Origin of the sequence: Rhizobium terrae (genome assembly GCF_003425685.1) — a bacterium.
Taxonomy (GTDB): domain Bacteria; phylum Pseudomonadota; class Alphaproteobacteria; order Rhizobiales; family Rhizobiaceae; genus Neorhizobium; species Neorhizobium terrae.
This window is the reverse complement of sequence record NZ_QJKM01000004.1, coordinates 22,417-46,334: the sequence shown is the minus strand read 5'-3', so window position 1 is coordinate 46,334 and position 23,918 is coordinate 22,417. Positions and strand designations below refer to the sequence as shown.

The window sequence follows — 23,918 nt, the reverse complement described above, 5'->3', positions numbered from 1 at the left end:
CTTGTCCTGGATGATTTCCGAAGGTCCTTCAGAAGGACAGGGGTGGCGAATAACCGATGCGGGCGCACAGGCGCAGCAGATCGGCATAGAGCGTCCGCGCCGATGGCGTGGAAACGAAACCGTCCTTGATGTGTGTATTGCCCGGCACTAAAAGGATCCTAGTCGCGAACGCGGCCGTGCCGCCAGTAACCCATGAGATTGACGAGCGTGCGCTCGACGCCGCGCTCCTTGACGAGAAGATTGCGAATTCGCCGGACGGCATCTGATTCACCCGCCACCCAGCCGTAAAAGCTATCGCTTTTCGTATCGGCGCGATCCCAGGGCAGGACGGTATCGACATCGATCTCCGGCAGGTCCGGCGGAGCCTCGGTCGAGAATGCGCCTTGCGGCAGGTTGGCCCTGGCCGCCGCGTCGATCATAAGGGCACCATAGGCCCTGTGTTCTGCCGCCGCCTCCAACTGGACCATCCAGTGCAGGCTCAAGCCTTCCCAGACGGGGACAGGCAGGCGATCATCCGGCTCCGGTATTTCGAAGAAGGCCTGGGTCACCGGTGGAGCAGACAATCCGGCAAGCTCTTCCAGCACCCCGATTGCAGCTGGTACGGCGGTCAGATCGGCAATCAGCAGGACGTTGCGAACACCTGCCGGCGGTTTCCATTCGTAACCCTGGTTGCCGCCATGATGAGCGCGGTTGGGAGCGGAAATCTGCACCGGGTCTCCAGGATTGGCGGCGCCGGCCCAGCGGGATGCAGGTCCGTTGTCGCCATGCAGCACGAAATCGATATCGACCTCGCATTCGTCGGCCCGCAGATATCGGATCGTGTAGGTCCGCATTGGCGCGCGGTCCTTTACCGGTGTCGATTTATAAAGGTCATACCAATCGGCCCGATGCGGGATGGCCGGCGGCAAGCCGTTCGGCGACGGGAAGAAGATCTTGATGCGCTGATCCGGCGCCAAAGTCGCCATCTGCCTTACCTGCGGACCGACAAAGGTCAACCGGGCCATGTTGGGCGAAAGGATTGTTCGCCTTCCAAGCGTGACGTCGAAAATGCGGTAAGGTGTTTCAACGCGTGCATCCATGTTCACTCTCCCGGTGGCAGGCGATCCGCAATGGTGCGGATTGCCGCGACGCGCTCAGTATTCGAAACGGCGACACTGCCATCTGAATGCCACAGGCTGTTCTCAAAGCCAACGCGCACCTTGCCGCTCCGCCTCAGCGCCGCTTCGAGGCAGGCCGTCTCTCCGCGACCGAAAGCGCAGACCATCCAGTCCGGCACTTGCGCAAAGGCTTCCGCTGCCTCCATGAACGGAACAAGATCGTCCGGTGTACTTTCCTGGGTGACGGAATAACGGCCGAGAACATAGATTACCGACAGCTTTCCGGCCGGCAGCAGCTTTGCCTCCTGCAGGCTTGCGAGCCGCATGACGTCGGCGGCGTCATAAAGAATATGCTGGACCGAAATGTGCTCCTGCGCGCACCAGCGGTAAAAAGCGCCTGCCGTTCCGGCGCCGTCATCGCCTGGGATGAGTTCCCTGAGGGCGACCGATACGAAGGGCGGGCGGAGCGTGCGCACCAGCGCCATCTGCTCTGGAGGGCTGTAGCGACCGACAGCTTCCGTGGAAATCTGCACAGTCATGCCCGGCGCTTCCCTGTTCAACGCCTCGACCAGCTCGCCGTAGCGCCGAATATCGAGGCTGTGTTCGCCCCGATCGTCGCGGATATGCGCATGAATGGCGTCCGCGCCTGCGGCACGGCAGGCCCTCGCGCAATCGACGATTTCGCGCAGCGTCATCGGCAAGGCCGGATGATCGGCCTTGGTTCGCCTAGCGCCGGTCGGCGCCACCATGATGCGCGGCAACTCCATCGTCTTCACTCCGCTGCCTCGTCCCTTTGCCGGCGGTCTTCCGCTTCCAGTACCTTGAGCAGGGCGATCAGATTGCGGTCGCGCCGCGCGCCGAGCGCACCAATGCTGCGACCGGCCGCTTCCGCCTTCACACCATCTACAAGGAGTTGCCGAACATCGTCGGTCAGCGAGGGATTGCCGAGCGTGCGCCAGCGCGCTTCCTGCGCCGGGCCGAGATGCCTGAGATAATGTTCGATGCCGCCCTCACCACCGCCCAGGTGATAGAGCATGTGCGGCCCGTCGATCGCCCAGCGCAGGCCGGGCCCGAAGCGGATTGCCCTGTCGACATCCTCGACGCTGGCAATGCCCTCCGCCACGATATGGACCGCCTCGCGCCACAGCGCCGCCGTCATGCGGTTCGCGACATGACCCGAGGCCTCGCGAGTGATGCGGATCGGCGCCTTGCCGAGCCGTTCGAAGAAACGATAGGCGGCATCCTGCGCCGCCGGATCGCTGGCGGGGCTGGCGACAATTTCGACCAGCGGCAGGAGATGCGGCGGATTGAAGGGGTGAGCGACCACGATACGGGCTGCATCCCCGCCACCCGCCTGCAGCTCGCTCGGCCGGAAGGATGACGTGCTGGAGCCGATCACCACATCGGCAGGGGTCAGATCCGTGATTTCCTTCAGGAGCGCCTGCTTCAGCGATAGCTTTTCCAGTGCATTTTCCTGCACGTAATCGCAGTCTTTGAGCACGGCCACGAGATCGGTCGAAAAGGTCAGGCGATCAGTGCCGGCTACATTCACCGGCCCGAGCTGCTCGAGGTCAGCCAGCGCATGGGCGACTGTTTCGTGCAGCTTTTCATTGCCATGCGGATCGACATCGAACACCTTCACATCAAGACCGCGACTAAGGAAGAACGCTGCCCAGGCGCCGCCGATCAGCCCGGCGCCGACAACGGCGACGGAGCGGATCGTCTCCGATCTATAGGTTATACCGGTCATAACAACGCTTCCTGCCTCAATTCGGCGGTGATGCCTACGATAGCTGCGCGGGCGCGTTCGGCAATCATCTCCATGTCCTTATGCGACACGGTGAAGGGTGGCGACAGCGCCAGCACGTCGGAATTCGGCAGGGCGCGAAGCAACAGGCCGTGGCGGCGGGCGGCGAGCGATACACGGCCGGCGATCTTCGCCGCCGCTGGGAAGGCACGTTTCTCGCCCTTGTTTGCCACCAGTTCGATGCCCATCATCAGCCCGGCAGTCCTGATGTCGCCGACGATGTCGAGATCGAGCAGTTTTCCGGTAAAGATCGAGCGGAAATCCGGAGCGATTTCGGCGACCCGCTGCACCAAGTTCTCCCGTTCGATGATGTCGAGATTGGCCATGGCCGCGGCGGCACAGGCAGGATGGCCGGAATAGGTGAAACCATGGGCAAAAGCGCGACCGTCATCGGAGGCCGCCTCGAACACCCGCCAGATCTTCTCGCCGACAATGACGGCCGAAAGCGGCAGATAGCCGCTCGTCAGGCCCTTGGCCGCAAGAATCAGATCGGGTTCGATGCCGTAGCTATCACAGGCGAACCACTGGCCGAGACGCCCGAAACCGGTGATCACCTCGTCGGCGACCATGCGGATATCGTAGCGGTCCAGAACCCTTTTGATCTCCTGGAAATAGCCCCTCGGCGGCGGCAGCACGCCACCTGTGCCCATCACCGGCTCGGCCACGAAACCGGCAACGGTTTCCGGTCCCTCGGCAAGAATCATTTCCTCCAGTTCCCGGGCCAGGAATGAAGAATAGGCCTCTTGCGAGGAAAAGCCCCGTGCCGGCGCGTCGCGATAGAGATCCGGCCGCGAGACATGTCTGGCAAATTCGAGAGGCAGGCCGAAATACTGATGCACCATCGGTACACCGGTAAGGCTGCCGGATGCAACGGATACGCCGTGATAGGCATAGGCGCGGGAGATGATCTTCTTCTTCTCCGGCTTGCCGCGGCAGATATTGTAGGACCACAGCATCTTGACGGCGGTGTCGTTGGCGTCGGAGCCAGAAGAGCCGTAGAAGACCCGTTTCATGTTGGCCGGCGCAAGCCCCAGCAGCCTTTCCGACAGACGGACGACCGGATCGTTGGCCATGGTGTTGAACGTGTGGAAATAGGGCAGGGCCTTGGACTGCGCATGGATCGCATCGGCGATTTCCGTGCGGCCGTAACCGACATTGACGCACCAGAGGCCGGCTGCGCCATCGAGATATTCGCTGCCTGAGGCATCGCGGATACGGCAGCCTTCCGCCGCAGTCATCACGATGGCGCCGTTGGTCTTCTGGTCCTTGATCGATGTGAAGGGATGGAAAAACGCCTCCCGATCCCTGTCTACCAGACTCATGTTGCCGCTCTCAGCCGGTATGCCGCTCAGGCCGTCCATCGTTTTCCAATCCTTGCGTCGCTCCGCCTTTGACAAGGCGATTACTTGTTTTTACTAACGCTATATCGCGATCGCAGATCGCACAATAGGATTCCAGGAAAAAACCCGGTTAATGCATTTTCGGCGCACGTATTTTTCTTATTAGACTGATTTATAAAGATAAAATAATGACCCTAAAAAATTGAGGGCGACGTAGATTTTGCCTACATGGCGAAAAAACTGCACACCGATTTCATCAGAGGTCAATGGTGATCCGGCCGATAGGCTGCGTGCTGCAGGCTAGAACCCAGCCGGCATCCTTCTCGGCCGGAGTGAGAGCCAGGCGCTCGGGATCGGCGCAATTGGGCGCAATGCGCCATTGCCCTGAAACAACGCGACACCGGCATGTCCCACAGATGCCGGCCTCGCAATCCGCCGGCAGGTCGATGCCGGATTGACGGGCAAGCTGCAGGATGGTGTCGGTGCCCTCTCCCTGCCTGGAGACACCGCTCATTGCAAAAATCGTCTCATAGGGCGCGGGAACGGCTTCCGGCGACGCTTCGCCGTCGGCGCCAAAGCTCTCCTCGATATAGAGGCCTCCGGGCGCCACGTCGTGGTGGATCGCCTTCACGGCCTGCCGGAAGCCGGATGGCCCGCAGCACATCGTCACCCGTTCGGCAATATCGGGGCAAACAGCCTTGGCCATCCCCAGATCGAAGCGACCGGCATGGGTTTTTTCCGCGGCCGAGACATCCGCCTCTCCGGTGAGGTTGAAGGAAAGGTGTAGGCGCCCGTCCATTTGGCGTCCTATGGCAGCCAGTTCGTCCATGAAGGGCAGATCGTCGCGTTGTCTCGCGCTGTGATGAAAAGTCACGTCATGCGGAAGATCCATGTCGGCGATGTAGCGCAGCATCGAGATCATTGGCGTGATGCCGCTTCCCGCCGAAACCATGAACAGTTTTCGCGCGTCGCCTGCCGCATCGATGTGAAACCGGCCATGCGGTCCGGCGGCCATGATCCTGCCTCCCGGCTTCAGCGTGTCGTGTAACCATCGGGAGACGAGGCCCTCCGTGGCCCGCTTGACGGTGATCGAAAGGATGCCGACGCGCGACGGCGTGGACGACACCGTATAGCTGCGGCAAACGGATGCTCCGTCGATATCGAGATGCAGGGTGACGAACTGGCCCGCACGATAGACGATTGGCAAACCGTCCTCCGCCCTGAAACGGAATGTCGTCATGTCGGGTGTCTCGCGGGTCGTTCCGGTACAGATCAGCGAGATTTGCGCCTGCCGCCGCGCCGGCGCCGAGGCGTCCTGCCGGGAAATACGCCGCATCGGCTGCGGCTCCGCCAGCTCCACCGACCGCTTGCGCGACAGTATCTCGATCGTATCGCCGACGAAAATGCGCCCTTGCGAGCGCGGAATGAGGAACTGCCCGAAATAGAGCTTGCCGTCCATGCCGCGGCGGCGCCTCGCCAGTGTCGCCAGCGGCTCCCGGTCTTCGCGGCCGGCGCCGCTCAACGGATCGAGCGTCGTTACTACACAGCGATCACAGGCGCCGGCGACCTCGAACTCTACCTCGCCGATACGGATGCGTCCCCAGCTATCCTCAGCGAAAGGGCTGGTTGAGGAGACCGTGAGATTGGGACGGAAGCGGGCTATTTCGGCCGGTGTCTCGATATAGGCGTTGAGATCGGCCAGCGACGCTTCGCCGATCAGAAGCAGCGGCGCCGTATCCGCGAAGCTGACGATCCCGCCGTCCCCCAGACCCAGCGGTCGGACGGTATCCGGCCCCTTGAGAACCAGCCTGAGCGGAGATCCGAGAAAGTCGCAAAGCCATTCCGCCACCCGGTCTCCTGCGTCGAGCACCATGACCTCCTGACCCCAGATGCGGGTGGCGACATGAACGACCGGCAGCAGGCCCCGACGCGAAAACACGCAAGGGGGTTGGCCGGGCGCGAGAAGGATCACCTCGTCTCCCTCCAGAACACAGCGCAGGGTCAGCAACGCGGAAAAGCGGCGGGAGGTGATGCACTCGCCGGCCTGATCCACGACCATCAGCGAACGGTCGCCGGCCAGACCTTCCGGCTCTACCTGCGCCGTCGCGATATCGATCGCGGCGCCGGATTTCAGCGGATAAAGGCGAAGCCCGCTTAGTCGGGCAATTTTTGCGCTCATCGAGGGCTCACGCGGTGTAGGCGGTCTTGACGTTGGTGTAGAACTCGCGCGCATAGGCGCCCTGTTCGCGCGGGCCATAACTCGAACCGCGAATGCCGCCGAACGGCACATGATAATCGACCCCTGCCGTCGGCACGTTGACCATCACCATGCCGGCCCGCGCATGGCGCTTGAAATGCTCCGCATGTTTTAGCGATGTCGTCGCGATGCCGGAGGAAAGCCCGAAATCCGTATCGACGGCAACGGCCAGCGCTTCCTCGTAATCCTTCACCCGGATAACGGAGGCAATGGGGCCGAACACCTCCTCGCGATTGATGCGCATGGAATTGTCGGTGCCGGAAAACAGCGCCGGCTGCAGGAAGAACCCGTCCGTATCGCGCTCGATGACCTCGCCGCCCGTCTCCAGAATGCCGCCCTCGGCGCGGGCGAGTTCGATATAGCGCAGATCCTGCTCGAACTGCCGCCTGTCGACGACCGGCCCGATATCCGTATCGGCATTCAGCGCATGACCGACCCTGACATGGGCGAGCCTTGCCTTTGCGGCAGCGACGAAGCGGTCGTGAATATTTTCGGTGACGATGATGCGGCTCGATGCCGTGCAGCGCTGGCCGGTCGAATAAAACGAGCCATTCACCACGGCCTCGACCGCCACCTCGAGATCGGCATCGTCCAGCACGACAAACGGGTTCTTGCCACCCATTTCCGCTTGCATCTTGGCGCCACGACCGGCGACGGTGGCAATTGCCGAGCGGCCGACTGCGACCGAGCCGGTGAAGGATACGGCATCGACGTCGCGATGATCGAGGATCGCCTGGCCGACGATACGCCCCGCACCCATGACGAGGTTTAGCACGCCGCCCGGCAGTCCGGCACGGTGGAGAATGTCGACGAGTTCCCATGCTGAAGCCGGCACAAGCTCGGCCGGCTTGAACACCACCGTATTGCCGTAGGCGAGCGCCGGGGCGATCTTCCAGGCGGGAATGGCAATCGGGAAATTCCAAGGCGTCACGATGCCGATGACACCGACAGGCTCGCGCGTCACCTCCACCTTAATTCCCGGCCGGACAGAGGGCAGTACATCGCCCGGATTGCGCAGCGCCTCGCCGGCCATGTATTTGAAGATCATGCCCGCACGCGCCACCTCGCCACGTCCTTCGGGAAGAGTTTTACCCTCTTCGCGGCTGAGCAGGCGGCCGAGTTCCTCCTCCCGCGCCAGGATTTCATTGCCCGCTTTGTCCAGAATGTTGAAGCGTTGCTGCGGGGTGGATAGCGACCATGTCGGGAAGGCGGCGCGGGCCGCGGTGACGGCAGCCTCGACCTGCGCCGCATCGCCTTCGGCATAGGTGCCAATCACATCCGAGAGATCCGAGGGGCTGATATTTCGGGTTCCTCCGGTCGCGGCCACCCGCACGCCGCCGATAAAATTGGGTCTTATGCTAAGGCTTCCGGTCATGGGGATCCCCCTGAGAAAATGATTTTCGCGGAATTGACGCGATGCCGCTTGGCTTTTATCTGTGCCATCCATATAGTGCGATCGCAGATCACGCAATATCACATCTTGTATCTACATGTTCATGTTGAAAAGAATAGTGATTTGTCTTCTTATTTCGTCGATGTGTGTCTGGAAAACTCAAGAAGGAGAGCTCTGAATGACCACCCGGAACTGGCATGAAACCGCCCGCTCGCTGACTCTTCCTACCCAGGCGGTCATCGGCGGACGCAGGGTCGAAGCCCGTTCGGGAAAGTCGTTCACCTCGATCAATCCTGCGACCGGTGAGGCGCTTGCCGAGGTGACTGAAGGTGGTGCCGTTGATATCGACCTGGCTGTCGCTTCGGCCCGAGCCTCTTTCGAGAGCGGCAGCTGGAGCCGCCGGCCGCCGGCACAGCGCAAGACGGTCATGCTGCGTCTCGCCGAACTGATGCGCGCCGAAATGGCCGCGCTTTCGGCGATGGAAAGCCTCGATATGGGCAAGCTGGTTCGCGATGCCTCCGGCAATGATGTCCCGGCCGCCATCAACATCCTGCAATGGCATGCGGAGGAGGCTGACAAGGTTTATGACGAGATGGCTCCGCTGCCGGAAGGCAATATCGGCATGATCCGCCGTGTGCCGCTCGGCGTCGTCGGTGCCGTGGTACCGTGGAATTTCCCGTTGAACATGGCCGTGTGGAAATGCGCGCCGGCGCTTGCCGCAGGCAATAGCGTGGTGTTGAAGCCGGCCGAACAATCGCCCTTCACCGCAATCCGCCTTGCCGAGCTGGCGCTGGAAGCCGGGTTGCCGGAAGGCGTGCTGAACGTCGTGCCCGGCTTCGGCGAGACGGCGGGCCAGGCGCTCGGCCGTCATATGGATGTCGATTGCCTCGCTTTTACCGGCTCGACTGCGGTCGGCAAGCTGTTCCTGCGGTATGCCGGCGAAACCAACATGAAGCAGGTCTGGCTCGAATGCGGCGGCAAGTCACCGGTTATCGTTTTCCCCGACTGCCAGGATCTGGAGGCGGCAGCCGATCAGGTCGCCAGCGGCATTTTCTACAACCAAGGCCAGGTCTGCTCGGCTTCGTCGCGGCTGTTCGTGCATGAAAGCATCGAGAAAGCCTTCCTCGACTTGCTGCTGAAACGCATTCCGGGTTACCTGCCCGGAGATCCGCTCGACACCAGATCGGGGCTCGGTGCGATGGTCGATGCAAACCATGCGCGCAACGTCATGCGTTTTATCGAGGAGGGCGGCAAGGGCGCGACACTGGTGACCGGCGGCAAGACAACGTCCGTCAACGGCAAAGGCAGCTTCATCGAACCGACGATCTTTGCAGACGTGCGGCCCGATGCGACGATTGCCCGGGACGAGATTTTCGGCCCGGTGCTCTCCGTCATTCGGTTCCGCGAGGAAGACGAGGCGATCCGCATGGCCAACGACAGCATCTATGGTCTGGCTGCATCGATCTTCACCGACGACCTTTCGCGGGCACATCGCGTATCTTCGCGCCTCAATGCCGGCGTCGTGGCCGTCAATGTTGTCGATCCGGTCAGTCCCGCGGTGCCGTTCGGCGGCTTCAAGCAATCCGGCTCGGGACGGGACCTCTCGCGGCATGCTATCGAGAAATACACCGCCCTGAAGACCACCTGGGTCCGTTACCGGACCTGATACTACTTCCATTTTTCAAAAAGGCAGGTTCGCAAGAATGGACATAGCTGGTGCATTGCAATGGCTCGACGCAAATCCCGAGATCTCCAGCATCAGGGCCGCCATCTGCGACCTGAACGGCATCATGCGCGGCAAGCGCATTCCCCGGGAACAAGCGAGAAAGGTGCTCGAAGGCGGTTTGCGCATGCCGCTTTCCGTGCCCGGCCTCGATATCTGGGGCAAGGACATCGAGGGCAATCCGATGGTGTTCGAGACGGGTGATGCCGACGGCCGCTGCGACTGGATCGGCCGCATGCCGATGGCCATGCGCTGGACCGCCGAGCCGACGGCGATGCTGCCGGTCTGGCTGAGGGACGAGCACGGAACTCCCTTCCTCGGCGATCCGCGCCGCGTCCTTGCATCGGTGCTTGATGGATTTAAGGAGCTTGGCCTGACGCCGGTCACCGCGACGGAACTCGAATTCTATCTGATGGATCCGAAATCGGACATGCCACTCGGGCCGATCTCCCCCTTCACCGGACGCCGGCTCGAAACCGCCGCCGCGATGGATATGGACGAGGTCGATCATTTCGAAGCCTTCATCCACGACGTCTATGTCGCCTGCCATGAGCAGGGCATTCCGGCGGATGCGGCGATTGCCGAAAACGGCATCGGCCAGTTCGAGATCAATCTCAACCACCGTGCCGATGCCCTGATGGCGGCGGACGACGCGCTTTTCTTCAAGCGTACCGTCAAGGGTATCGCCCGCAGGCACGGGCTGGCCGCCTGCTTCATGGCCAAGCCTTACGCCCATTGCTCGGGCAGCGGTTTTCATATCCATTTCAGCCTGATCGACAGGGACGGCAAGAACGTTTTTGACAATGGTGGCCCCGAAGGGACCGAAATGATGCGCCATGCCGTCGGCGGCATGCTGGCCGCCATGGCAGAGAGCACCCTGATATTCGCGCCGCATTTCAATTCTTACCGGCGGCTCCGTCCGAATTCCTACGCACCGACAGCCGTTGCTTGGGGCTATGAGAACCGCATGGTGGCGATCCGCATACCCGGCGGCGATGGCAAGGCAAGGCGCATCGAACATCGCGTCGCAGGCGCCGATGCCAATCCCTACCTTGTGATGGCCGCCGTGCTGGGAGCCGCGCTGAACGGCATCCGCAAGAAACTCGCTCCCGGCGAACCGCGCAGCAAGGATGCCTATGCCGACGATCTGCCTCGGCTGCCGCTGGACTGGCAGTCGTCGATAGATGCCTTCGAAGCCGGTCCAAATGTCGCAGAGATCTTTCCGCCGGTCCTGCGCACCGGTCTCGTGGCCTGCAAGCGGCAGGAACTCGAAGCCTTCGCCACCCGGCTGACGCCCTTCGAATACGGTACCTATCTCGAAACGGTCTGACACCGACGCCGAGAATAGTACGATCGCAGATCGCATTATTTTGCGCCAATGCATCGCGCTGGGCAGTGACTTCTTTTCCACTAATGGCTAGAAAGTCTCGGAAACAAGACTTTTTTGCATCGGATGCGCAGGCGATCCGGGAATTTCAGGGAAAGACATGGCAAGGAAACCGCAGTTCGGCCTCTCTGTTGTTGAAGCAGAGCCTCTTCACGAAAAGGTCTATCGTGAAATCGTCCGCGCGCTCGTATCCGGCCGGTTCGAGCCGGGGCAGAAGCTGACGTCCCGCAAGCTCGCCCAGGAACTCGGCACCAGCGACATGCCGGTGCGTGCCGCATTGATGCGCCTTCAGGCACAGCAGGCCCTTCGCCCCCTGCCGAACGGCAGTCTGGAAGTGCCGCAGATCAAGGCAAGCGAATTTGCGCAGCTCATGGATGCCCGTACCGTCGTCGAAGGCGGCGCGACCGAACGCGCTGCGGGGCTTGTCAATGGCAATAACCTGCGCACGATCCGCAAGCTCAGTGACGAATTGACAAGCGCCGCCAAGGGCGGTGACATCAACCGCTATCTCGTCGCCAATTACGACTTCAAGTTCGCCATCTATCGTCACTGTGGCAACGCGCCGCTGCTGTTCCTGATCGAGACGCTGTGGATGCAGGTTGGCCCCTTCCTGCGGCGTTATGCTGGCAGTTTCGACGGCGCGCTGAGCGGTATCCTTGATATCGACTATCACGAGGAGGCACTGGCGGCGCTGGAAAAGGGCGACGGAGCCAAGGCGCGCGAAGCGATCGTTCGCGACATCAGCGAGGGCGCGGTCTATCTGCTGAAAAATGCCGAGTTCACCTCGGAGTGAAACTGCTTGAAAACTATGCAAATTTTCACTCTGAAACGACATCGAGCTCCAAAAAATAATGCAGTAGAAACAGGAATATAAATAGAATTTTCTCGGCTGATATTCATTTCAATTGCGCGATCTCAGATCGCATCGTATGTAGTGGATAACGAAGATCTGCAGAATGTCAGACGCGGGAACAATTTGATGATATGCACTCGACATTGCCGGCGTTTCGTAACTTGTCGCCGGGTCAGCGCCCTGTATGGCGTGGCGGGGGGCTGCCCTCGATGATGCGTTTTGTTCTCGACCGCATCGTGTCGGCGATCCCGACCCTCCTCATCGCATCGATCGCGGTCTTTGCCATGATTCGGCTCATTCCCGGCGACCCGGCATCGATCATGCTCGGCGATCTCGCCACACCGGACCAGGTGGCGGCAATCCGCAAGGAAATGGGCCTGGACGGCTCGATCGCCACCCAGTACCTGCTCTGGCTGACGAATATACTGAGCGGCGATTTCGGCCAGTCGATTGGCTCCGGAGACCCGGTATTGCCGCTCATCCTCGAGCGTTTCACCGTGTCGGCGACAATCGTCGTGGCCGCCGTCTTCCTCGCTGCGTTGATCGCCGTGCCGGCCGGCATGTTTGCCGCCTGGCGCCAGCACAGCCTCGGCGATGTCGGCGTGGTCGCCATCTCGACGCTGCTTCTTTCCATCCCCAGCTTCTGGCTTGGCCTGATGATCCTGCTGCTGTTCGGCCTTTGGCTGAAATGGTTCCCGATCATCGGCTACGTCTCCTTCAACGAAGATTTCTGGACGGCGCTGTCCTATATCTTCATGCCGGTCCTGACCCTGGTGCTGGTGGAGCTGGGCGCCATCGTCCGTATGGCGCGAGCCGCGACGATCGAGGTGGCGCGGCTGGAATACATTACCCATGCGCGGGCCAAGGGGCTGAGCGAAAACGCCGTCATCTGGCGCCACGCTTTCAAGAATGCCTTCGCTCCGACATGGACGCTGATCGGCCTGATCCTCGGCGGGCTGCTCGGGGGCATCGCGGTGACGGAAACGGTCTTCACCATACCGGGCCTGGGCCGTCTGCTCGTCGATGCGATCTATGCTCGTGATTATCCCGTTGTGCAGGGCTGTATTCTGTTCATCAGCGTCATCTATGTGATGGTCAACCTTCTGGTGGACCTGCTGTATCCGATCTTTGACCCAAGGGTTGCAGAATGATCGCGCGCGCGTTGAAACTTCCCCGCCGCGGTGTTAGCGCCATCCTTGGCGTCACGATCGTCGGCCTTCTTGTGCTGGCCGCCGTCTTCGGCCCATCGATAGCGCCTTACGATCCTCTGAAGCTGGACTTCATGGCACGGCTCAAGGGGCCTGGCACGCCAGGCCATCTGCTCGGCACTGACGAATTTGGCCGCGACATTCTGAGCCGCCTGACCTACGGCGCCCGCACCAGCGCCTGGATCGCCTTCGCCACCGTAACCTTCGCCATCATCCTCGGCATGATCGTCGGCATCCTTGCCGGCTTTTATCGGGGCTGGGTCGACCGCTTGCTGATGATGATCAACGACGCGCTCCTGGCTTTTCCCGGCCTTTTACTGGCGCTTGGCATCATGGCGGTCACTGGGGCCAGCCGCGATGCGATCGTGGTCGCCCTCGGCCTCGCCTATGCGCCGGCCGTGGTGCGCGTGGTGCGCGCAAGCGTTATGTCGATCCGCCAACGTGAATATATCGAAGCCTCCTTCGTCATGGGCAATACCGAATTGGTGACTATGATGCGGCATGTCCTGCCCAATTGCGTCGCACCGGTCACAGTGCTTGCGACGACCATGTTCGGTTGGGTGATCCTGTCGGAAAGCGCACTTTCCTTCCTGGGACTGGGAGTGCCGCCGCCGGCGCCGAGCTGGGGCAATATGCTGGCCAGCGCCCGCCCGTTCATCACGCAGGCACCCTATCTCATCGTTCTACCCGGCCTTTTCATTGCTTTCACGCTGCTCGGCATCAACATGCTAGGTGATGCGGTGCGCGACTGGCTGGATCCGAAAATGCAGGCTTGAGGATCTTTCATGGATAACAGCGCTGACTCTGCCGTTGTCGCAGCCAGAAATCTGTCGGTTTATGTCCCTGGCCTCAACCGCGTCGTCGATGGGCTGGACTTTTCGATCGAGCCGGGCGGCATGCTGGCATTGGTCGGAGAATCCGGCTCGGGCAAGACCATGGCGGCCCGCGCCGTGCTCGGCCTCCTGCCGCCCCCGCTGAAAGTCACCGAGGATAGCAGCATCCGGTTCCACGGCCACGAATTGGTCGGAGCGACCGCCGATATCCTTCGCAAGGTGCGCGGTCGCCGCATTGGCATGGTATTCCAGGAGCCTATGGTCTCGCTCAACCCGTCGATGACGATCGGCGGGCAGATGGCGGAGGGTCTGAAGCTGCATCTCAAGCTTTCCAGGGGAGAGATCCGCGATCGGTGTCAGGCCATGCTGGAGCGCATCAAGATCAGAGATCCGGCGCGATGCCTGACGGCCTTTCCGCACGAGTTCTCCGGTGGCATGCGGCAGCGCATCATGCTGGCGTCCGTCATGCTCCTGAAGCCGGAGCTGCTGATCGCCGACGAGCCGACCACCGCGCTCGACACGCTTGTCCAGCGCGATGTGCTCGATCTGATGAGAGAGCTGACTCGCGAGAACGGGACCGCCGTGCTCCTGATCAGCCATGACCTCGGCATGGTTTCGCATTACGTCCGCGACGTGGTGGTGATGCACAAGGGAAGGGCGGTCGAACGGGGCCGAGCGACCGAAGTGCTGTCTGCGCCAAAACATGATTATACCCGCCAGCTCGTCGATGCCCTGCCTCGTCGCAGTGCAGGCGGCGCCCGCTCCACCACAGCGCGCGAGCCGCTGGTAACGATCAGAGATCTGGTCATCGAATATCCCGGGCGTCGCACGATGTTCGGCAAGAGTGAACCCAAGCGTGCCGTCGATCAGGTCGCACTGTCCGTCAGACAGGGAGAAACGCTGGCGCTGGTGGGCGGCTCCGGTTCCGGCAAGACAACGCTCGGCCGGTCGATCGTCGGCCTCGTCGGCATCACGTCCGGCAGCATCGATTTTCGCGGCAAGCCCATCGAGGTTGGCACCGGCTTGCTCGCCCGCTTGCAGCGCCGCGACATCCAGATCATCTTCCAGGATCCCTATTCCTCGCTCGACCCGCGTCAGCGCATCGGCGATATTGTCGGTGAACCGTTGAAGCTGGAACCGGACATGACGGCGGCGGCCCGGCGCGAGCGCGTGCTCGAAGTCTTCGGTGAAGTCGGGCTTGACCGGGATTTCCTGACGCGCCTGCCTCACCAATTGTCCGGTGGGCAAAGGCAGCGCGTGGCGATTGCCCGCGCCATCGTGCGCAGGCCGGCTTTCCTCGTGGCCGACGAGCCCGTCTCCGCCCTCGACATGACTGTGCAGAAGCAGATCCTGAAACTGATCCGCGACCTGCAGGAGCGTTATGGCTTCGCCTGCCTGTTTGTCTCGCACGATCTCGGCGCGGTAGAACAGGTGGCCGATCGCGTCGCGGTGATGCAGGACGGCAAGATCGTGGAGGTCGGAGAACGGGACGACATTTTCGACCGGCCGAAACACGATTACACCCGCCGCCTGCTGGATGCGGCGATGCTGCTCGACCGGAAATTTGATGGTGCGAAAGGCGCAGCCTGAAGCACCCGTTCCGGTTATTCGTGAAAGCCTTTCTCCCCGTACGAGTTATGGGCGGGCAGCCGCTGCTGGATGAGTCGGTTTTCGGTCTTCGCAAGAGCCGTCGAGCACGCTGCGAAGATGCGTGACACACCCACAAATATCGGAACATGCAGCGCGAGCATGACGCACCGATAGCGTCACCTTGCTCGCAGACCGAATTCCGGCCGCGTATAGCCGATGCATCTGCGCACGAAACACTCCCGACATCGTTAGGGTCTCCGACCATCAAGCCAACTGCGCGCCGCGAATCCGCCGTTGTTCATTGACCGCCCTTTATCTATATTCCTATAGTAGGAATATAGATAAAAATATAATCTAAAAACCGGAATTATATTGACGGCACGGCGATTTTGCGGTTGCTTTGCATCGTGGCCAAAAGGGCCTCGCTTCACGAAAATCAGGGCATGCGCATGGGCTGGCGGGTTGGTGTGGATTCCGGTGGGACGTTCACCGATATTTGTCTCTTCGAAGAGGAGACGGGACGGGTCGAGATCTGGAAAGTGCCTTCGACACCGCATGATCCGTCCGTAGCAATCAGCACGGGCGTTGCGGAAGCTCTGGACCGGCTTGGCGCAACGCCGGAGGCGGTCGCCTATTTCGGTCATGGCACGACCGTCGCCACCAATGCACTGATCCAGGGAAGGGGTGTCTCGACGGGCCTGATCGCAACACGCGGATTTCGCGACCTCTTGGAAATCGGCCGGCAGAAGCGTCCCCATCTTTACGATATCCATGCAGAAAAGCCGAAGACGCTGGTCTCCCGCGAGCTTCGCATCGGAGTGGCCGAACGGGTCCGGAACGATGGTTCCGTCGAGCAGCCGTTGGACGAGGATGCATTGCGGACCGCGGCGAAGGAGCTCAAGGCTGCGGGCGTGAAATCCGTCGCCATCACCTTCCTCTACAGCTTCGCGCATACGGCCCATGAGGAGGCCGCGTTGCGTATCTTGTCGGAAGAGTTTCCCGAAGCTTTCGTTTCCGCCTCGCACCGGATCGCACCGGAATTCCGCGAATTCGAGCGGATGTCGACAACCGTGGTCAACGCCTATCTCGGGCCGGTGATGAAAGGTTATCTTCATAACCTCGAAAACAGCCTGAAGGAGATGGGTCTGGATGCGGTCCCGCATCTCACCCAGTCGAATGGCGGCGTGATCGGCTTCGACACTGCGGCCGAGATGCCGGTCCGCACCGTGCTGTCGGGGCCGAGCACCGGTGTGGTTGCCGCCCTCGCATTGAGCGAGATGACCGGCGGCCAGGATCTCATCACCTTCGACATGGGCGGCACCAGCACGGATGTTGCGCTATTGAAGGGCGGTGAGTGCCGGATGGTGGGCGAAGCCGTGGTTCACGGTTATCCTATCAAGGCGCCGATGCTTGACATCCACACCGTTGGTGCCGGTGGCGGGTCGCTGGTTCACGTGGACAGCGGCGGTCTGATCAAGGTCGGGCCGCGCAGCGCGGGCGCCTTTCCTGGTCCGGCCTGCTACGGACATGGCACGACAGAGCCGACGGTCACCGACGCCAACGTTTTTCTGCAGAACCTGGACCCGCGTTACCTGCTGCGCGGCCGCATGCCTGTCCATCGCGATTTGGCGGAAGCCGCGCTCAAGACCATTGCCGACCAGGTCGGAATGAGCGTTGCCGAAGCCGCGGACGGCATACTCGACATCGTCGCCGCCAACATGACGAAGGCCATCCGGGTGATCAGCGTGCAGCGAGGTCACGACCCGCGTGATTACACGCTCGTCGCTTTTGGTGGTGCCGGCCCGCTTCATGCGGCACGGCTGGCGGCAGAGCTCGAAATGCGCCGCATTCTGGTGCCGCTGACGCCGGGCATCCTGTGCGCCATGGGCCTGCTGATGACCGACCTGCGCACCGATTTCGCCTCCACCCGGCTTGCTTCTCTGGACACGCTCGATCCCAGCTGGCTGGAGGAGGTATTCGCAAATCTCGAACGGCGGGCGGATGCCTGGTTCGCAAGCGAAAACATCCCGCTCGATGCGCGTATGACCAGGCGGACGGTTGATGTGCGCTATGCGGGGCAGAACTACGAGATTTCGGTAGCGGTCCCGGGCGGCACGACGGACCGGAGCACATTTGAGGCCATTCGGCGGGAGTTCCTGGCAGGTCATGACCAACTCTACGGCTTTACCTCCGACGGCGAAGAGATCGAACTCGTGACATACCGGCTGGAGGCGCGTGCCGGAATCCGTAAGGCGCGTTTCAAGCCTCGGCCGATGGGCGCCAGCGACCCGGCCGGTGCACTGATCGGCGAACGGCTGGTCTGGTGCAGGCAAGCCGGGAGCTTCCGCACCCACAAGATCTACGATCGGCTTCTGCTGGTTCCGGGAAATATCGTCGAAGGCCCCGCCATCATCGACCAGATGGACACCACCACCGTCGTTCCGGCGGGAATGGAAGCCCATGTCGACGTCTACCTTAATCTGGTCATGGAGGCGTACTGAAATGGCGCAGGTCAAGCAGAATCCAGTCACGGCCGAAAGTCGTTCGCTCAACCCGATCACGATCGAAGTCATCGGCAGCGCCTTCGCGTCGATCGTCGAGGAAATGGGCGAGACGCTGGTGAGGTCGAGCTATTCTACCAATATCAAGGAGCGGCGTGATTGCTCCACCGCGCTTTTCGATGCTTCCGGCCATACCTTGTGCCAGGCCGAGCACGTGCCTATGCATCTGGGAAGCTTCATCGGGTTCGTCCCGCTGATCCTCAAAAAACACGGGCTCGTCGGTCTCAGACCAGGCGACGTTTTCATCGGCAACGATGCTTACGAAGGTGGCGGTACACATCTTCCCGACATCGTGCTCGCCGAGCCGATCTTTCATGGCGGGAGATTGACCGCCTGGGCCATCAATACGGCTCATCACTCCGACTTCGTCGATCGCGGCCATGCGCATATCTATCAGGAAGGCCTGCGCATGCCCCCGGTCCGGCTTTACCGGGCGGGCGACCTTCAGGAGGACATTCAGGATCTCTTCCTCCTGAACTGCCAGGTACCGCGCGAGCGCCTTTCCGACCTGCGCGCCCAGATGGCCGCAAACCGTCTCGGCGTGCGGCGGATGATCGATCTTTGCGACAAATACGGTGCCGATACCGTCGAGGCAGCCGGACAAGAACTGCAAGACTATGCGGAGCGCCGCATGCGCGCGGGCATCCGGACCATTCCGGATGGCATCTACACGTTCAGCGATCGTTTCGATTGCGAGGTTTTCGAGGCATTGTGGGATTTCAGCGTGCGGATCATCGTGCGGGGCGATGAGATGGAACTTCGCTTCGACAGCCCCCCGCAATCGCGAAGCCCGATGAACGTCGTCCGCACCGCCCTGCTGGCAACCGTCTATTACGCGGTGAAATCCATCGTCGACCCGAGCATGCCGCCGAACGCGGGGCTGGCGCGCCCGATCACCGTTATCGCCGAAGAAGGAAGCGTGCTCAATTGCGTGCATCCGGCCGCCGTCGATGGTCGCCTGACCTCCTGCCAGCGTGTGGTGGACCTTATCCATGGCGCGCTTGCGCCCGTCCTGCCGGAGCGGGTAACGGCTGCCGGCAACGGCTCCTGCTTCGACATCACCTTTTCCGGACAGCGGCCGGACGGTTCGCTTTGGGTGTATCTGGAAACGATCGGCGGTGGAAATGGCGCCCGTTTCGACAAGGATGGCCTGGATGGTGTGCATGTGCATATGACCAACACGTCGAATCTGCCGGTCGAGGCGCTGGAAGTCGAATATCCGATCACCTTGCTGGCCTATGAATTGATCGATTCATCCGGCGGTGCCGGAGAGTTTCGCGGCGGCATGGGCATTCGCCGTGTTTACCGCGCCGAGCAGGCATGCCGGGTGCATTATGGCGGATCGCGCATGCGCTCGCAGCCTTGGGGCCTTGACGGCGGCCTGCCGGGAGCGAGCGGCGGCTTCCGGTTCTCGGATGGCGTCACGCCTTTTCTCAAGGGCGTCGGTACCGTCAATGCGGGAGACATCATCGAGGTTTTCACACCCGGCGGAGGTGGTTACGGCGATCCGACGCGGCGTCCACCGAATGTCGTGCAACAGGATCTGCGCGAAGGCAGCTTTACCCTTGCCGACGCTACCGTGTTTCAATCGAAGGAGGTTTAGGATGAATGCCTTGATCGCCCCCGGCGGCATATCCTCTGCGACTTGTGCGGCACCGGGTCTCGTATATAGACAGGCCATGGACCGCAAATCATCGAGCAATGTGGAACGCGCCGCGGAAATCCTGCTTGCCATTGGCAATGCAGGACTGGAAGGCATGTCTCTCGCGGATATCGCAGAAGCGCTCGACGACACGAAATCGGCCATACATCGCGCATTGCAGGGCCTCGCCAAGCACGGCTTCGTGGAACAGTCATCACGCCGCGGCCGTTATCGGCTCGGCTCGGCGATCTATGCCCTGTCGAAGCGGTCCTTCACGATGGCCGACCTCGTGGAGGCAGTCCGGCCCGCCCTGGTGCGGATCGGATCGGCTACGCGGATGTCGACTTATCTGATGGCGCATTCCGGGCTCGACTGTGTCTGCCTGGATTTCCAGGAAGGCATCTATCCGATCCGTGCTCTCCTGAACGGCGTCGGCGGCCGCATCCCGCTTGGCGTTTCGGTTGCCGGCGTCTGCATCCTCTCGACCTTCGACCCGGCTACGCGCAATGCGATGCTTGCCGAAAACGAAGCAGCGCTGACGGCGGCCGGTTTTGAGCCGGACGGCGTGCTGGCGGAAGCGCAGCTTGCAGCGGAAAAAGGATTTGCCGTCCGCCCGGGTGCTGATGAAACCGATGTCATGTCTCTCGCGGTCGTCTTGCCGAGGGACAAGGTGCATGCGGCAGCCGCGATCGCGGTCGTTCCTCCATGGCGGGACATCGATCCGGCCAAGGTCGCGGACATCGTGACGCTCATCCGCACAGAGGCCGCAAGAGGCATCTGAGCCGTTCCTGCTGGCGTAAGTAGCGCATTGCCGGCATCCGGGGCATCAAAGATTTCAAAAACTCAAGTAACGTGCCTGCTTTTGGCGACTGAAGCAGGGGCGGACAAGCGTTGAAATTTGGAAATATAAAGTAAATTCAATATGTTATGTGAATTTGGCATTGACAGTCTGCCGCAGCCGTAGTTCATTTATTTGTGCGATCGCAGATCACGGAAAATCCCGGACGCTTTCGATCGATGCCGAGCCGAAAGCCATTGTGAAATCGACAACAAGCAGGGGAATGGTTTGGAGATGGACATGAAGAGACCGATAGTGTTTGCGCTTTTCAGCGCATGTGTGCTGACATGCGGCGGCGCGCGGGCCGAAGAGCCGCAAAGAGGCGGCACGCTGAATATCGTTCTTACGGCGGATATTCGCAGCCTTGACGCCAGCCGCACCGATGCGATCACCGAAACCGTGCTTAACCACATTTATGAGCCGCTGGTTTCGTACAGGAACGATATGACGATCGGCCCGGTCCTCGCCCAGAGCTGGAGTGCCTCGGAAGACGGCAAGCAATACAGTTTCAAGATCCGCCCCGGCGCAGTCTTTCACAACGGCGACAGGGTTCTTGCCTCGGATGTGAAGTGGTCCTGGGACCGCCGCATGGCGACTGCCGGTACGCAGACACCTTGGCCCTGTATCGGCAATTTCAACGGAACCCGCGGGCTGAAAGTGGTCTCGGTGGAGGCTGCGGACGAGAACACCGTCGTCTATACCATAGATGCTCCCAATACCCAGTTTCTCATCCGTATCGCCGATCCGGTCTGCAACACCTGGGTCGCCAGTCCGAAGAATGTCGGAGCGGACGGAAAGTGGATAGAGGGCTCGGCGATCGGCAGCGGTTCCTTTACGCTGAAGGAGTGGAAGAAGGAGCAATATGTCACGCTCTCCCGCTTTGCCGGATACGTGCCGCTCAGGGAAAAACGTGACGGCTATACCGGCGACCGCAGCGTCTACGTGGACGAGGCCCGTTTCGTGGTGATCCCGGACAAGACAGCGGCGGAAACGGCTCTGTTTGCTGCTCAGGTTGATGTCGTCTCGACAATCCAGGCTTCCCGAATGGACGACCTGAAGGGCAGGGGCGCGGTTATCCAATTGGCTCCGGGCCTGTCGTTTTCGGCGATCCTGATCCAGACCAGCGACCCGCTGCTCTCCGACGTTCGCATCCGCCGCGCCATGGCGCATGCCATGGATCTGAAACAGATCACGCAGGTAAAAACCGCCGGAATGACCGAGTTCAATCCGTCGGGCGTGCCGCAGGCAAGCGCGCTGTTCGACAGGTCTTTTCAGGATTGGCCGGCCTATGATCCGGACGCCGCGAGGAAGCTGTTGAAGGAGGCGGGATACAAGGGGCAGCCAATCAAGATCCAGGCCAATCAGCGCTATATCGGCATGTACGAGAATGCCGTGCTCGCACAGGCGATGCTGACCGCGATCGGCATGAATGTCGAGATCGAAACGCTCGACTGGGGCGCACAGCTCGACAACTACCTGTCTGGCAAATTCCAGATGCAGGCCTTCGGCTACGGCTCCCGGCCGGATCCTACGGTAATATACGGAATGTTTACCGGCTCGAAAAAGGCCGTGGCAAGTTACCAGTGGGATGATCCAAAAGCCCAGGAGCTTTTCCTCAAGGCAATCGCCACGGTTGACCTCGATCAGCGCAAGGCGGTTTTCAAGCAGATGCATGCGCTGATGGGAGAACAGGTGCCGATGATCGGCCTCTACTACAATCCTGTCATCGAGGCCGTATCACCGAAGTTGCGGAATTACGAATCCTGGGCGCTCGACAAGCCGCGCGCCTGGGGTGTCTGGAAGGTAAAGTGATCTTGGGTAACCCCGGGTCTAAAGCCGACTGAGGCTCGACCCTGACTGGGGCCATCCGAGGATGGCCCCTTTTTTCTCAGGCACATTCCCGTCGCTCTGGTGAACGGACGCGGCTTGCCGATGAAGCTTCTTTTGAGGACAGTATGAGGAATTGTGTGGCAGTGCCTGATCTGGCCTGAATGGGCTATGGGGGGTGACGAATTTCGCGGAGACCCATGGTTTTGAAATCAACAACCAAGAAACCTCGGTAAGGGGCGTTGGCGAAGAGTCCATCGACGCCAGACGGGTCTCCCATGATCCTGCAATTCCGGATCTTTTTGAAAGACGTAAGCCGCATGGTCTGGCGGCGGGTTCAGGTGCCCTCGGGCGAGGTGCGGCGGATGATTGATGGCGCGTTCATGTGCTTTATCCGGACGTCGAGCGTGTTGTCTCTCCGGGATGACGTCGCAATAGATCTGCGACCTTTGAGCCATCGATCGCCTCGATGCGGTGACGGTCGTGGGGCGTCCCGCCGGTGGTTTCTGCGGCGATCATGGCGTTAACGACAGCTTCCTCGACGCTCTGGACGGCGGCCTCATAGACCGGGTCGAGGATCTCGTCATTGACCATGGCGATAGTCAGCACGGCGTCCGCCTTGTGGCGCATCGGATGGGGATTGGCGGTCGAGAAGGCCAGGAAGATGTCGCCGGAATTGTTGCCGCCGATCGTACCGTTGCGGCCGATGCCGATTGCGGCGCGGCGGGCAAGCTTCTGCAACTGATGCGGCGCGAGCGGCAGGTCTGTCGCGATCACGACGATGATCGAGCCGCGCTCGGAAAGACCAAGATCACCTTCCTTCAGCAGCTTGCCAACCGGAACGCCACCGATCGTCAGCCAGTCCCGCCGGCCGTGATTGGCCTGTACCACCGCCGCGACAGTGGATTCCTGGCCGCTGATCGCGATCCGCCGCGAGGCGGTGCCGGTACCACCCTTGAAACCATAGGCGATCATGCCGGTGCCGCCGCCGACATTGCCCTCGGCGACCGGGCCGGCTCTCGCCCCGTTCAGTGCCTCGAAGACATGGTCGACGGTGACGTGTTGGCCGTTGATATCGTTGAGCAGGCCGTCATAGGTTTCCGCCACCACCGGCATGAGCCACAGGTGATCGTCGCCTTCATAGGTGGCGGCGTACCGGTCGATCATCCAGCGCACCGCGCCGTGATGGGTGATGCCGACGCTGTGGGTGTTGGTGATCAGGACAGGCCCGACAAAATAGCCGCCGTCCTTGATCCAGTGCGAGCCAGTCATCTCGCCATTGCCGTTGAAGCGATGGATTCCGGCGAAGACTGGAACCGGTTCATCGGCCGTCGCGTGCGGCAGGATCGCGGTCACGCCGGTGCGAACAGGCAGCTTGCGGCCGGGGCGGGGTGTTTCCTCGCGGACGGTGGAGAACCCGACATGCACGCCGCCGACATCGGTAATCGCATTCAGCGGCCCCGGTGTGCCGTCAAAGGGGATGCCGAAATCACGGGCGCGTTTTCGCTTCTCGGCGGATGTGTCGGTGGCCATGCTTCCTGCCTTGTCTTCACGCCTTCCGG

General features: G+C 61.3%; 19 protein-coding genes. 11 read left to right on the top strand and 8 right to left on the bottom strand.

Annotated elements, in window-relative coordinates; genetic code table 11:
• Window positions 1–28: 28 nt before the first annotated feature.
• From DMO26_RS33605 to DMO26_RS08125, 7 genes are all read right to left on the bottom strand, one after another.
• Complete coding sequence (locus DMO26_RS33605; protein WP_162894771.1) at window positions 29–148, bottom strand: capsid protein; 120 nt, start codon at window positions 146–148, stop codon at window positions 29–31.
• 10 nt (window positions 149–158) lie between these two features.
• Window positions 159–1,079 (bottom strand): siderophore-interacting protein, encoded by a 921-nt coding sequence (locus tag DMO26_RS08150; RefSeq protein ID WP_117191544.1) that lies wholly within the window; start codon window positions 1,077–1,079, stop codon window positions 159–161.
• A gap of 2 nt (window positions 1,080–1,081) precedes the next feature.
• Window positions 1,082–1,864, bottom strand: coding sequence for a BKACE family enzyme (locus DMO26_RS08145; protein WP_117191919.1), 783 nt, complete (start codon window positions 1,862–1,864; stop codon window positions 1,082–1,084).
• Window positions 1,865–1,869: 5 nt separating this feature from the next.
• A complete protein-coding gene (locus tag DMO26_RS08140) occupies window positions 1,870–2,847 on the bottom strand; it encodes a 3-hydroxyacyl-CoA dehydrogenase NAD-binding domain-containing protein (RefSeq protein ID WP_205421188.1) in 978 nt (325 codons plus the stop codon).
• The gene (locus DMO26_RS08135) at window positions 2,844–4,265 is read right to left on the bottom strand and encodes an aminotransferase family protein (protein WP_117191543.1); all 1,422 of its coding nucleotides are present in this window, start codon (window positions 4,263–4,265) and stop codon (window positions 2,844–2,846) included. The genes DMO26_RS08140 and DMO26_RS08135 overlap by 4 nt, the downstream gene beginning before the upstream one ends.
• A gap of 235 nt (window positions 4,266–4,500) precedes the next feature.
• On the bottom strand, window positions 4,501–6,423 hold the full coding sequence (locus DMO26_RS08130; protein WP_162894770.1) for an MOSC domain-containing protein: 1,923 nt from the start codon (window positions 6,421–6,423) through the stop codon (window positions 4,501–4,503).
• A 7-nt stretch (window positions 6,424–6,430) separates the two neighbouring features.
• Complete coding sequence (locus tag DMO26_RS08125; protein WP_117191541.1) at window positions 6,431–7,876, bottom strand: aldehyde dehydrogenase family protein; 1,446 nt, start codon at window positions 7,874–7,876, stop codon at window positions 6,431–6,433.
• Between the two features lie 196 nt (window positions 7,877–8,072).
• On the opposite strand from DMO26_RS08125, the gene DMO26_RS08120 reads away from it, so the two are divergent.
• From DMO26_RS08120 to DMO26_RS33600, 11 genes are all read left to right on the top strand, one after another.
• Window positions 8,073–9,560 carry an aldehyde dehydrogenase gene (locus DMO26_RS08120; protein ID WP_117191540.1) on the top strand — a complete coding sequence of 496 codons (1,488 nt, stop codon included), beginning with the start codon at window positions 8,073–8,075 and terminating at the stop codon, window positions 9,558–9,560.
• 37 nt (window positions 9,561–9,597) lie between these two features.
• On the top strand, window positions 9,598–10,947 hold the full coding sequence (locus DMO26_RS08115) for a glutamine synthetase family protein (RefSeq protein ID WP_117191539.1): 1,350 nt from the start codon (window positions 9,598–9,600) through the stop codon (window positions 10,945–10,947).
• Between the two features lie 157 nt (window positions 10,948–11,104).
• Window positions 11,105–11,797, top strand: coding sequence for a GntR family transcriptional regulator (locus DMO26_RS08110; protein ID WP_117191538.1), 693 nt, complete (start codon window positions 11,105–11,107; stop codon window positions 11,795–11,797).
• Between the two features lie 269 nt (window positions 11,798–12,066).
• Entirely contained in the window at window positions 12,067–13,008 is a 942-nt protein-coding gene (locus DMO26_RS08105; protein WP_117191537.1) for an ABC transporter permease, read from the top strand.
• Window positions 13,005–13,841: an ABC transporter permease gene (locus tag DMO26_RS08100; RefSeq protein ID WP_117191536.1), complete on the top strand. Its 837-nt coding sequence runs from the start codon at window positions 13,005–13,007 to the stop codon at window positions 13,839–13,841. The genes DMO26_RS08105 and DMO26_RS08100 overlap by 4 nt, the downstream gene beginning before the upstream one ends.
• A gap of 9 nt (window positions 13,842–13,850) precedes the next feature.
• A complete protein-coding gene (locus tag DMO26_RS08095) occupies window positions 13,851–15,488 on the top strand; it encodes a dipeptide ABC transporter ATP-binding protein (protein ID WP_117191535.1) in 1,638 nt (545 codons plus the stop codon).
• Window positions 15,489–15,937: 449 nt separating this feature from the next.
• Window positions 15,938–17,989 carry a hydantoinase/oxoprolinase family protein gene (locus DMO26_RS08090; RefSeq protein ID WP_117191917.1) on the top strand — a complete coding sequence of 684 codons (2,052 nt, stop codon included), beginning with the start codon at window positions 15,938–15,940 and terminating at the stop codon, window positions 17,987–17,989.
• A gap of 1 nt (window position 17,990) precedes the next feature.
• Entirely contained in the window at window positions 17,991–19,652 is a 1,662-nt protein-coding gene (locus DMO26_RS08085; protein WP_117191534.1) for a hydantoinase B/oxoprolinase family protein, read from the top strand.
• 76 nt (window positions 19,653–19,728) lie between these two features.
• The gene (locus tag DMO26_RS08080; protein WP_162894769.1) at window positions 19,729–20,472 is read left to right on the top strand and encodes an IclR family transcriptional regulator; all 744 of its coding nucleotides are present in this window, start codon (window positions 19,729–19,731) and stop codon (window positions 20,470–20,472) included.
• Window positions 20,473–20,769: 297 nt separating this feature from the next.
• Window positions 20,770–22,341 (top strand): ABC transporter substrate-binding protein, encoded by a 1,572-nt coding sequence (locus DMO26_RS08075; RefSeq protein ID WP_117191532.1) that lies wholly within the window; start codon window positions 20,770–20,772, stop codon window positions 22,339–22,341.
• A gap of 193 nt (window positions 22,342–22,534) precedes the next feature.
• Window positions 22,535–22,729, top strand: a complete 195-nt coding sequence (locus DMO26_RS33600) for a hypothetical protein (RefSeq protein WP_162894768.1) — start codon at window positions 22,535–22,537, stop codon at window positions 22,727–22,729.
• Between the two features lie 17 nt (window positions 22,730–22,746).
• On the opposite strand, the gene DMO26_RS08065 is transcribed toward DMO26_RS33600, so the two are convergent.
• Window positions 22,747–23,889 (bottom strand): DmpA family aminopeptidase, encoded by a 1,143-nt coding sequence (locus DMO26_RS08065; protein ID WP_117191531.1) that lies wholly within the window; start codon window positions 23,887–23,889, stop codon window positions 22,747–22,749.
• Between the last annotated feature and the right edge of the window lie 29 nt (window positions 23,890–23,918).

Excerpts from the sequence above, each read along its gene's own strand:
- DMO26_RS08150 (WP_117191544.1), bottom strand. The coding sequence starts at position 1,079 with ATGGATGCACGCGTTGAAACACCTTACCGCATTTTCGACGTCACGCTT.
- DMO26_RS08145 (WP_117191919.1), bottom strand. The coding sequence starts at position 1,864 with ATGGAGTTGCCGCGCATCATGGTGGCGCCGACCGGCGCTAGGCGAACC.
- DMO26_RS08140 (WP_205421188.1), bottom strand. The coding sequence starts at position 2,847 with ATGACCGGTATAACCTATAGATCGGAGACGATCCGCTCCGTCGCCGTT.
- DMO26_RS08135 (WP_117191543.1), bottom strand. The coding sequence starts at position 4,265 with ATGGACGGCCTGAGCGGCATACCGGCTGAGAGCGGCAACATGAGTCTG.
- DMO26_RS08130 (WP_162894770.1), bottom strand. The coding sequence starts at position 6,423 with ATGAGCGCAAAAATTGCCCGACTAAGCGGGCTTCGCCTTTATCCGCTG.
- DMO26_RS08125 (WP_117191541.1), bottom strand. The coding sequence starts at position 7,876 with ATGACCGGAAGCCTTAGCATAAGACCCAATTTTATCGGCGGCGTGCGG.
- DMO26_RS08120 (WP_117191540.1), top strand. The coding sequence starts at position 8,073 with ATGACCACCCGGAACTGGCATGAAACCGCCCGCTCGCTGACTCTTCCT.
- DMO26_RS08115 (WP_117191539.1), top strand. The coding sequence starts at position 9,598 with ATGGACATAGCTGGTGCATTGCAATGGCTCGACGCAAATCCCGAGATC.
- DMO26_RS08110 (WP_117191538.1), top strand. The coding sequence starts at position 11,105 with ATGGCAAGGAAACCGCAGTTCGGCCTCTCTGTTGTTGAAGCAGAGCCT.
- DMO26_RS08105 (WP_117191537.1), top strand. The coding sequence starts at position 12,067 with ATGATGCGTTTTGTTCTCGACCGCATCGTGTCGGCGATCCCGACCCTC.
- DMO26_RS08100 (WP_117191536.1), top strand. The coding sequence starts at position 13,005 with ATGATCGCGCGCGCGTTGAAACTTCCCCGCCGCGGTGTTAGCGCCATC.
- DMO26_RS08095 (WP_117191535.1), top strand. The coding sequence starts at position 13,851 with ATGGATAACAGCGCTGACTCTGCCGTTGTCGCAGCCAGAAATCTGTCG.
- DMO26_RS08090 (WP_117191917.1), top strand. The coding sequence starts at position 15,938 with ATGGGCTGGCGGGTTGGTGTGGATTCCGGTGGGACGTTCACCGATATT.
- DMO26_RS08085 (WP_117191534.1), top strand. The coding sequence starts at position 17,991 with ATGGCGCAGGTCAAGCAGAATCCAGTCACGGCCGAAAGTCGTTCGCTC.
- DMO26_RS08080 (WP_162894769.1), top strand. The coding sequence starts at position 19,729 with ATGGACCGCAAATCATCGAGCAATGTGGAACGCGCCGCGGAAATCCTG.
- DMO26_RS08075 (WP_117191532.1), top strand. The coding sequence starts at position 20,770 with ATGAAGAGACCGATAGTGTTTGCGCTTTTCAGCGCATGTGTGCTGACA.
- DMO26_RS08065 (WP_117191531.1), bottom strand. The coding sequence starts at position 23,889 with ATGGCCACCGACACATCCGCCGAGAAGCGAAAACGCGCCCGTGATTTC.